The 9984-nt window shown below is 68.6% G+C and carries 6 protein-coding genes; 2 read left to right on the top strand and 4 right to left on the bottom strand.

Going from position 1 to position 9984, the window contains the following annotated elements:
* Positions 1 to 428: 428 nt before the first annotated feature.
* Both HFP89_RS15700 and HFP89_RS15695 read right to left on the bottom strand, forming a co-directional pair.
* Positions 429 to 1022, bottom strand: a complete 594-nt coding sequence (locus tag HFP89_RS15700; protein WP_168718629.1) for a class II aldolase/adducin family protein — start codon at positions 1020 to 1022, stop codon at positions 429 to 431.
* Between the two features lie 43 nt (positions 1023 to 1065).
* Positions 1066 to 1362, bottom strand: coding sequence for a hypothetical protein (locus HFP89_RS15695; RefSeq protein WP_168718628.1), 297 nt, complete (start codon positions 1360 to 1362; stop codon positions 1066 to 1068).
* Positions 1363 to 1525: 163 nt separating this feature from the next.
* On the opposite strand from HFP89_RS15695, the gene HFP89_RS15690 reads away from it, so the two are divergent.
* Together HFP89_RS15690 and HFP89_RS15685 are read left to right on the top strand one after the other, a co-directional pair.
* Positions 1526 to 2158: a glutathione S-transferase family protein gene (locus HFP89_RS15690; protein WP_168718627.1), complete on the top strand. Its 633-nt coding sequence runs from the start codon at positions 1526 to 1528 to the stop codon at positions 2156 to 2158.
* A gap of 65 nt (positions 2159 to 2223) precedes the next feature.
* Positions 2224 to 2811, top strand: coding sequence for a DUF4136 domain-containing protein (locus tag HFP89_RS15685; protein WP_168718626.1), 588 nt, complete (start codon positions 2224 to 2226; stop codon positions 2809 to 2811).
* 1213 nt (positions 2812 to 4024) lie between these two features.
* Here the strand turns inward: HFP89_RS15685 and HFP89_RS15680 are convergent.
* Both HFP89_RS15680 and HFP89_RS15675 read right to left on the bottom strand, forming a co-directional pair.
* Positions 4025 to 6112 carry a S9 family peptidase gene (locus HFP89_RS15680; RefSeq protein WP_168718625.1) on the bottom strand — a complete coding sequence of 696 codons (2088 nt, stop codon included), beginning with the start codon at positions 6110 to 6112 and terminating at the stop codon, positions 4025 to 4027.
* A 724-nt stretch (positions 6113 to 6836) separates the two neighbouring features.
* Complete coding sequence (locus HFP89_RS15675) at positions 6837 to 9149, bottom strand: DUF305 domain-containing protein (protein WP_206212412.1); 2313 nt, start codon at positions 9147 to 9149, stop codon at positions 6837 to 6839.
* Positions 9150 to 9984: the final 835 nt, after the last annotated feature.

The raw sequence follows: 9984 nt of genomic DNA, 5'->3' as shown, positions 1-9984 counted from the left end.
TCGCTCCCACAAGCATCGCCTTCGGTCGGCAGCGGTGGATTGCCGCTGAAGCGAAGCGCCGGCGCCGGATCGATGGCCTGTTGGAGGCTGCTTGCGGGCGAAGGGTGGCCCGGCCGGTTCGCGCGCAAGCGCCCTCCAACAGGCGAAGCGAGCGGAACGCCGGATCGAAGGTCTGTTGGAGGCCGCTTGCGGGCGAAGGGTGGCCGGTTCCGGCCTTCGCGAGCAAGCTCGCTCCCACAAGCATCGCCTTCGGTCGGCAGCGGTGGATTGCCGCTGAAGCGAAGCGCCGGCGCCGGATCGATGGCCTGTTGGAGGCTGCTTGCAGGCGAAGGGTGGCCCTGCCGGTTCGCGCGCAAGCGCCCTCCAACAGGTGAAACGGGCGGCGCGCTCGATGGAAGGCCTGTTGGAGGCCGCTTGCGGGCGAAGGTTCAGGGCGTCAGCGCCAGGATGCGCTCTGCGCCTTCCTCAATGTCGCGACCGAAGGCGATGATGCCGTCGTCGTGGCCCGCCATCACGGCCACGCCGTCGGCAGCCAGCGCGGTTTCGCGGTACAGCCGCTGGAATTCGCGCGCCATGTCCGGCGTGCCGTAGGGAATGCTCGCGCCGGTGGTCGGCAGCACACCTTTGCAGGTCGTCCACAACGGCCGGCTGTGGACGTGGACGACGGCTCCGATGGCCGCGTCCAGTTCGTAGATGGCAGCGTGGGTCAGCGCCTCGCTGGAGGCCTGCACCGGCCCACGGCAGGTCACGACATTGTCGTCGATCGAGTAGTCGGTCACGCGACTGTAGTGGCGCGCGTCGGTCTCGACGATGTGCCCGGTCCGGGTACCGCTGATGATGAACCCGTCGCCGGCGCGCACGCTGATGTTGCCGTACCCGACATCGTGCTCCGGGTCGTGGCCGACCAGCCCGGCCGCGTACAGCCGCCGGCGCCAGGCGTCCAGCGCCGCGACCTCCTCGGCCGGCACGGGATCGTCGAGCTGCCAATCGACCCGGTACTTGGTATAGCCCTCGTCGATCATCGATGTCGGCTTTCCGGTGCGCGCTCGCCGTGGCGTTGCGCGCTCAGTCGCGGAAGTGCGACTTGAAATAGTTGAACGAATTGCGCAGCGCCTTCCCGACCTGCTCGGCCTCGTCCTTGATGCCCTGCCAGGAGTCGTCGCCGGCGTCGCGCAGTTCCTGCAGCTTGCGCCCGGCGCGCTCGCGCTGCTCCCTCAGCTCGTCGAGGCGCTTGCGGTATTCCTGGCGGGCATCTCCGCTGGCCTCCTCGAACTTTCGCTCCAACGTATCGATCCGCTCGTCGGCCTCGTCGAGCTTGTCCTTCAGTTCGGCGATGAATTCCTTTCGGCTGGATTCGGTCATGGTCGGCTCCCTTGCTGTGGTCGGTCGGGCCGGTCTGCAGAAGTCGCTGCAATCTTCGGCCCGTTTCACGATACCGCGACTGCGCTTCGAATCAAAGGGGTCGGCATCGACAAGCCGCCGGCTGCGCCGTAGAGTAAGTCCGAACCTTCCGGGAACTGCTCCGATGTCGGAACTGAAGCTCTACACCCACCCGCGCTCGCGCGGCCGCATCGTGCGCTGGATGCTGCACGAAGTGGGCGCCGAGTACACCACCGAATACCTGCTCTACGGCACCAGCATGAGCGAGTCGGCCTACCGGCAGATCAACCCGATGGGCAAGGTGCCGGCGATCCAGCACGGCGACGCGATCGTCACCGAATGCGCCGCGATCTGCGCCTATCTGGCCGATGCGTTCCCGCACAACGGCCTGGCCCCGCCGACCGAACGGCGCGCCGACTACTACCGCTGGATGTTCTTCGCCGCCGGTCCGGTCGAGGCCGCGATCACCAACGCAGCGCTCGGCGTGGAACTGAAGCCGGAGCAGGAAGCCTTCGTCGGCTATGGCCACATGCAGCGCGTGCTCGACACGCTCGAGGCCGCGGTCTCGAGGTCGGACTACCTGTGCGGCGAGCGCTTCACCGCCGCCGACGTCTACGTGGCCTCGCAGATCAACTTCGGCCTGCAGTTCGGCACGCTCGAGAAGCGCCCGGCCTTCGAAGGCTATGTCCGGCGCGCCACCGACCGTGATGCCTGGCGCGAGGCCGACGACCTGGACAACGCCGCGATGGAACGGCACGGACAGGCCCACGGGTCTTGACCAACGTCAAGCCGCCGGAAGGCGCATGCGTCAGAATTGAATCCATCCCGACCGAGGATCGAACCATGAACCTTCGCTTCAACGCCCGAATCCTGCTTGCGACCCTGCTGGCGCTCGTCATCACCGGCTGCGCCACCGGCCCGCGCGTGACCACCCACGCCATGCCGCAGGTCGACTTCACCGCGTACCAGACCTTCGGCTGGCCCGAGGAAATGGGCACCGACCGCGGCGGCTACGAAACATCGATCACCCAGTACTTCAAGCAGGCCGCCAGACGTGAAATGGAAGCGCTGGGCTATCGCTACGTCGACGAGAGCCCCGACCTGCTGGTGAACTTCTTCGCCAACGCCGAGGACAAGCAGGACGTCTACACCCGGCCGCGCATGAACGCGACCTTTGCCACCGGCTACTACGGCTATCGCTACGGCATGTACACCGCCTGGCCGGTCTACACCACCGAGGTCGACACCTTCAACTACACCGTCGGCACCGCCAACATCGACCTGGTCGACGCCGAGCGGATGCAGCTGATCTGGGAAGGCCGGGTCGAAGGCCGCCTGACCGAACGCGCGCTGACCAACCCGAGCGCTGCGATCTCGGATGCCGTGGCCGAGATCTTCGCCGAGTTCCCGACCCGCAACACACGCGGCTGAGTTCCTTTCCCTCCGGAAGGGCGGCCCGACCGGTTCGCGCGCAAGCGCCCTCCAACAGGTGAACCGGGCGGCGGACTCGACAGAAGGCCTGTTGGAGGCCGCTTGCGGGCGAAGGGTGGCCCGGCCGGTTCGCGCGCAAGCGCCCTCCAACAGGTGAACCGGGCGGCTAGCTCGACAGAAGGCCTGTTGGAGGCCGCTTGCGGGCGAAGGGTGGCCCCAACGGTTCGCGAGCAAGCGCCCTCCAACAGGTGAAACGGGCGGCGGGCTCGACAGAAGGCCTGTTGGAGGCTGCTTGCAGGCGAAGGGTGGCCCGGCCGGTTCGCGAGCAAGCGCCCTCCAACAGGTGAAACGGGCGGCGGGCTCGACAGAAGGCCTGTTGGAGGCCGCTTGCGGGCGAAGGGTGGCCCGACCGGTTCGCGCGCAAGCGCCCTCCAACAGGTGAAACGGGCGGCGCGCTCGATAGAAGGCCTGTTGGAGGCTGCTTGCAGGCGAAGGGTGGCCCGGCCGGTTCGCGAGCAATCGCCCTCCAACAGTCGAGCGAGCGCAGCGCCGGATCGAAGGCCTGTTGGAGGCTGCTTGCAGGCGAAGGGTGGCCCGGCCGGTTCGCGCGCAAGCGCCCTCCAACAGTCGAACTGAGCGCAGCGCCGGATCGAAGGCCTGTTGGAGGCCGCTTGCAGGCGAAGGGTGGCCCGGCCGGTTCGCGCGCGAGCGCCCTCCAACAGGCGAAATCAGCGGAACGCCGGACCGAAGGCCTGTTGGAGGCCGCTTGCGGGCGAAGGGTGGCCCGGCCGGTTCGCGCGCAAGCGCCCTCCAACAGTCGAATCGAGCGCGGCGCCGGACCGAAGGCCTGTTGGAGGCCGCTTGCGGGCGAAGGGTGGAGCGACCGGTTCGCGCGCAAGCGCCCTCCAACAGTCGAATCGAGCGCAGCGCCGGATCGAAGGCCTGTTGGAGGCTGCTTGCAGGCGAAGGGTGGTCCGACCGGTTCGCGCGCAAGCGCCCTCCAACAGGTGAAACGGGCGGCGCGCTCGATAGAAGGCCTGTTGGAGGCCGCTTGCGGGCGAAGGGTGGCCCGACCGGTTCGCGCGCAAGCGCCCTCCAACAGGTGAACCGGGCGGCGCGCTCGACAGAAGGCCTGTTGGAGGCCGCTTGCGGGCGAAGATCGGAGCCCACCCGGTTCGCGCGTAAGCGCCCTCCAACAGGCCGGAGAGCGCGCTCAGTCGCCGGGCTGCAGGTACTCCGCCAGCCACGCATGCACTTCGTCCCAGAAGTACTTCGCTTCCTTGCCGTTCATGATCCAGTGGTCGGCGTCGTGGAACACCAGCAGGCGCGACGGCACCTGCATGCGCTGCAGGTACGACCACGCGGCGATCGTCTGGTTGATCGGCACGCGGAAGTCCTTCTCGCCGATGGTCAGCATCGTCGGGGTGGAAAAGTTGTCGACGTAGCTCGACGGGCTCTGCTCGCGCCAGACCGGGCTGTCGCCCCAGGCCGGGCCGCCGTTCATGCGCTCGCGGTGGTAGATCACGTCGCTGGTCGAGTACTGGCCTTCCAGATCGACCAGGCCGGCATGGCCGACCAGCGCGTCGAAGCGGTCGGTGGTGGCCAGCAGCCAGTTGACCAGGTGGCCACCGTAGCTGGCGCCGCTGGCGGCCTGGCGGTCGGGATCGATGAAGCCGAAGCGCTCGGTGGCGACGTCGGCCGCCTCGACCAGCTCCTCGCCCGGGGTCTTCAGCGGATCACCCTCGATGTTGCGCGAGAACTCCGCACCGTAGCCCACCGAGCCGGTGTAGTCGGTCAGCAGCACCACGTAGCCCGGCGCGGCCAGCAGGTGCGGGCTCCAGCGCACGTGGTCGGCGTCCAGCGACGAACTGAACGGCCCGCCGTGGATGAACAGCACCAGCGGGTACTGCTCGTTCTCGTCGAAGTCCGGCGGCAACACCAGCCAGTTGTGGATGCGCCGGCCCTTCGAGGACGTGAACCAGAAACTGCGGAACGCCTGCCGGTCCAGCTCGGCCGCGCGCTCGGCGTTGAACTCGGTCAGCGCCACGTGCTGGCCCCCGGCCGGGTCGACTCGAACCAGCTCGGCCGGCACCACGCCGCTTTCCCAGGTGGTCACCAGCCGATCACCCGCCGCCTGCGGGCCGCCGTACACGCCGGCCGAATCCGCGTCCAGCGCGCGCACCGGGCCACCGCCCGAGGGCATCGCGAACAGCCGGGTGTGGCCCAGGTCGTGGGCGTTGAAGTACAGCGTCTGGCCGTCCAGCGAAAGATCGAAGCCGCTGACCGAACGATCGAAGTCCGCGGTCAGCACCTGCAGCTCGCCGTCGATGGCCGCGCCGGTCCAGTCGCCGCGGGCGATCTCGTTGTGGTTGTAGACGTAGTCGTTGATCGGCTCGTAGCTGCAGTAGACCTGCTCGCCGTCGGGCGAGAACATCGCGCCGGTGCAGCTGAAGTCGCCGAAGGTCAGCAGCTCCGGCTCGCCGCCGGCCAGCGGCACGCGGTACAGGTGGCGCCGCACGTCGTTGAAGGCGGCCTCGTCCAGGTTCTCCGTGGCCGTGATCACCAGCGCCTCGCCGTCGGGCGTCCAGGCCGCGTCCAGCCCGCCCTCGTAGCCGGGGTTCTGCACCAGCTCGCTGCCGAACAGCAGGTCCGTGACCTCCGCACCCGGCTCGGCGGCCTGCACGAACAACCGCGTCTGCTTCTCGCCTCGCCAGGTGTTCCAGGACCGGATCGGGAAGATCTCGTAGCGCGAGACGTTGATGCCGTCGTCCTCCTCGGCCTTGGTCCGCTCGGCGTTGGCCTCGTCGCCTTGCGCGTCTGGCCAGACCGAGCTTTCGAACGCGATCATCGTGCCGTCCGGGCTCCACTTCGGGTTGGATGCGCCGGTCGACAGGTCGGTGATGGCCACGGCCTCGCCGGGCCCGTCCATCGGCAGCACGTGGATCTGCGACTGCGCGTCCTCGTCGGTGCCGCGCTTGGCCGAGAACGCGATCGCCGAGCCGTCCGGCGCCCAGTCCACCCCGCTCTCGCCGCCGGGCGTGGCGGTCAGCCGGCGCGGCGGCGCGCTGCCGTCGACGGTGATCAGCCACAGGTCGGTCACGTCGCCGTCCTTCTCGTACGACGGCTCCATCACCGAGACCACCGCGTGGTGCCCGTCCGGACTGACCACCGGCGACCCCAGCCGTTTCATCAGCCAGACGTCCTCGTGGGTGACCGGGCGCAGCCCGTCGTCGTCCTGGGCCGAAAGCGGCGCGGCCAGCAGCAGGAAAGCCAGGGAAAGCATCATCGGAACCAGGCGCATTTCGAACATCCTTCTGGAGACTGGCGCCTATCGTAAACATCCCGCGTCGCGAAAACCGGTCCGCGGGACTCGACCCGACCGGTTCGCTGAACAGGTGAAGCAAGCGCAACCCCGGATCGAAGGCCGGTTGGAGGCCGCTTGCGGGCGAAGGGTGGATCGGACGGTTCGCGCGCAAGCGCCCTCCAACAGGCGAATCAGCACCGGCGCCCGATCGAAGGCCTGTTGGAGGCCGCTTGCGGGCGAAGGGTGGATCGGACGGTTCGCGCGCAAGCGCCCTCCAACAGGCGAGCGAGCGCTGCGCCCGAACGAAGGCCTGTTGGAGGCCGCTTGCGGGCGAAGGGTGGATCGGACGGTTCGCGAGCGAGCGCCCTCCAACAGGCGAGCGAGCGCTGCGCCCGAACGAAGGCCTGTTGGAGGCCGCTTGCGGGCGAAGGGTGGATCGGACGGTTCGCGAGCGAGCGCCCTCCAACAGGCGAATCGAGCGCGGCGCCGGACCGAAGGCCTGTTGGAGGCCGCTCGCGGGCGAAGGGTGGGCCGGGCGGTTCGCGCGCAAGCGCCCTCCAACAGGCGAATCAGCACCGGCGCCCGATCGAAGGCCTGTTGGAGGCCGCTTGCGGGCGAAGGGTGGCCGGATCGGTTCGCGCGCAAGCGCCCTCCAACAGTCGAGCGAGCGCAGCGCCCGATCGAAGGCCGGTTGGAGGCCGCTTGCGGGCGAAGGGTCGGCTTACCGCAGCGCGCGGGCGACCCCCTCCAGCACGCCGGCCAGCTTCACCATCCGCTCGCCGCTCTTCGCATCCGGCGCGGGCTCGCCTTCGAGCACGCCGGCCAGCGCCTCGAGCCGGCTGGCCAGGCCGGCGTCCTTCGCGTCGGTTTCGAGCAGGACATCGGCTTCGCGGAGCGCGCGGTCCAGGTCGCTGGCCATGCGGCCGTCCAGGGCGGCGACGCGGTTCAGCTGGTCGACATACGCCCGCGCCACCACGGGCACGTCGGGCCAGGTGACGACGAACTGCTGCTGCGGGTTGAACACGCCGCCGTCGACGGCCAGCTCGGCCGCGGCGATCTCGTTCTCGGTCAGGTACTCGCTCGGCGTCAGCGCGAAGACATCCAGGCCGCGGACGATTTCCGTGCCGTAGATGCGGCCGTCGAACCAGTAGGTCGACCAGTAGCCGCCGGTGACCAGTTCTTCGGAATCGATCGGCCCGCGATCGAAGTAGGCGATCTCGACGGCGTTCTCCGAATCGGTGAAGTCCATGATCGACAGCCCGCCCTGGTACCAGGCCTGGACGAACAGGTCGCGTCCCGGCACGGGGATGATCGAGCCGTTGTGGGCCACGCAGTTTTCCGTTTCGCCCTGCGGCGCCGGGATCTTGTAGTAGCCCTGGAACTCCAGCTGGCCGTCGACGATGTCGTAGATCGCGTTCGCGCCCCAGGTGCGCGGGTCCGACGGCCGGCAGCGCGGACGCATGCCGCCGCCCCACTCGTCGGTGAACAGCACCTTGGTGCCTTCGTTGTTGAAGGTGGCCGAGTGCCAGTAGGCGAAGCCCGGATCGACGACCGCGTCGATGCGCTTCGGCGCCAGCGGGTCGGTGATGTCGAACAGGATGCCGTTGCCCGAGCAGGCGCCGGCCGCCAGGTTCAGGCTGGGGAACACGGTGATGTCGTGGCAGTGGTTGGTGTAGCGCGATTCCTGCGTGCCCTCGCCGTGGTCGCCGCCGCGCCACAGGCCGGCCAGCGCGCCGGTTTCTTCATCGGCGAAGACCGCCGGCGAGTCGACGATGCGCGCCTGCGACGGGTCCGCCACGGGAATCTCGATGACGTCGATGCGGAACAGCGCCGTGCGCACATCGCCCGGCACGTCGTCGAAGCAGAACGCCAGCTCGTCCTGGTCGCGGATCTGCGCCGTGCCCGAGTTGTAGACCACGATGCGCTCGTCGTCGGCCGACACCACCGAGTGCGTGTGCGACCCACGGCAGGTCTGCACCGCACCCACCTGCACCGGCGCGGTCAGGTCGGAGATGTCGAAGATGCGCAGACCGCGGAAGCGCTCCTCGGACACGTCGCCGATCACGCCCTCCAGCCCGCAGTCCAACCGCGCACGGGTCTCTTCGACGGACATGATCAGCAACTCCCCGACGATCGACACATCGCCCTGCCCGCCCGGGCAGACCACCGAGCTGATCAGCTCCGGCACGCCGCCCTCGTTCAGGCGGTAGGCGTTGAAGCCGTGGTAGCTGCCGGCCACCAGCACGTCGCCGGCAAAGGCCATGTCCGTGTTCGAGAAGCTCAACAGCGGACGGCGCGGACGCTCGGAATCGGAGCCTTCTTCGTCTTCGTCCTCATTGCCCCAGTCGTCGCTCAGCCCCGTCTCCGGCGCGGCGTCTTCCGGCATCGCCGCCAGCTCTTCGACCCGCGCCAGCGGCAGGTCGCCCGGGTTCTCGGGGTCGAAGAAGCCGTTCGGGCGCGGCAGCTCGGCCACGAGCGCCAGGTTCGAAATCGCCGAACCGGCGTCGAAGATGCCCGGCTTCAGGGTCGCCCGCGGGTCTTCGGAAATCGAGGCCAGCATCTCGGCCATCCGCTCGATCTCGGCGGTCTGATCGTTGACCACATCGCTGGTGAACTCGAACAGCGTCGGGTCGTAGGCCGAGCCCGGCTGCTCGAGCAGGTCGTCGACCATCGTGATCGCGCCCTCGTGGTGGGCGATCATCAGCTCCAGGAACAGCCGGTCGAAGGCCACGCCCTCGGAGGCCGCCAGCTGCTCCATCTGCGCCATGGAGGCCATGCCCGCCATCTCGTGGCTCATGTGCATGTGGTGGTGCGCCGCCGGATCCGGCACCTCCTGTCCGCGATCGGCCAGCCACTGCTTCATGAACTCGATTTCGTCGGCCTGGGCGGCGTCGATGCGCCCGGCGATGTCCACCAGCGGCGCCCAGTTGGTCCGATCCGCCACCAGCGCCGCCATCTGCGTGGCCTGGTGGTGGTGCGGAATCATGTCCTGCATGAACTGCACGTCGGCGGCGGAAAACCGCGTCCCCGCCACCGCCGTGGCCTCCTCGGCCGACAGCGCCCGCGGCGGCTGGCCAGGTGCACCGGGCTGAACGATGGGCGCCTGAGCCGAAGCCGCGGCAGCGACAAAAGCGAATGGAATCAACAGGGTGGAACGCAACAACGTGGAGGACATGCTCGGTTCTCGTCGATGGATCGAAGACCCGGTGATCGGGCAGGGCGATGAAATGTAGCAAACCCCTCGCCGCGCTTTGTGTGCAGAAAGTCCTGCTCGACTGTTCACGCGGAAACTGCCCTCCACAGTCGAACCCATCGGAGCGCGCCCTCCACTCCTCCGCTGTCCCGGGGCGCCGAAGGCGAACCCGGGACCTCGTGATGCTGGCGCCACGGTTCGAACGGCAACTTTCGTCACGAGATCCCGGGTTCCGGCTTCGCCGGCCCCGGGATGACGAGAAGTAGAAAGGCGCCGGCCCCGGGATGACGAGATTTGGAGAGGAGCCGGCCTCGGGATGACGAGACGTAGAAAGGCGCCGGCATCGGCAGGTTCCGGGGTTCCGAAGGCGAACTCGGGATCTCCTCCACTCCTCCGTTATCCCGGGGCGCCGAAGGCGAACCCGGGACCTGTTCTACACCTCCGTCGTCCCGAGGCGCCGAAGGCGAACCCGGGACCTCGTGACGAAATCGCCCGTCGAACCGAAGCGCCGGCATCGGCAGGTTCCGGGGCGCCGAAGGCGAACTCGGGATCTCCTCCACTCCTCCGTCGTCCCGGGGCGCCGAAGGCGAACCCGGGATCTCGTGATGCTGGCGCCACGGTTCGAACGGCAATTTTCGTCACGAGATCCCGGGTTCCGGCTTCGCCGGCCCCGGGA

Origin of the sequence: Wenzhouxiangella sp. XN79A (assembly GCF_012272825.1) — a bacterium.
Lineage (GTDB): Bacteria > Pseudomonadota > Gammaproteobacteria > Xanthomonadales > Wenzhouxiangellaceae.
This window is presented reverse-complemented; position numbering and strand designations above follow the sequence as displayed.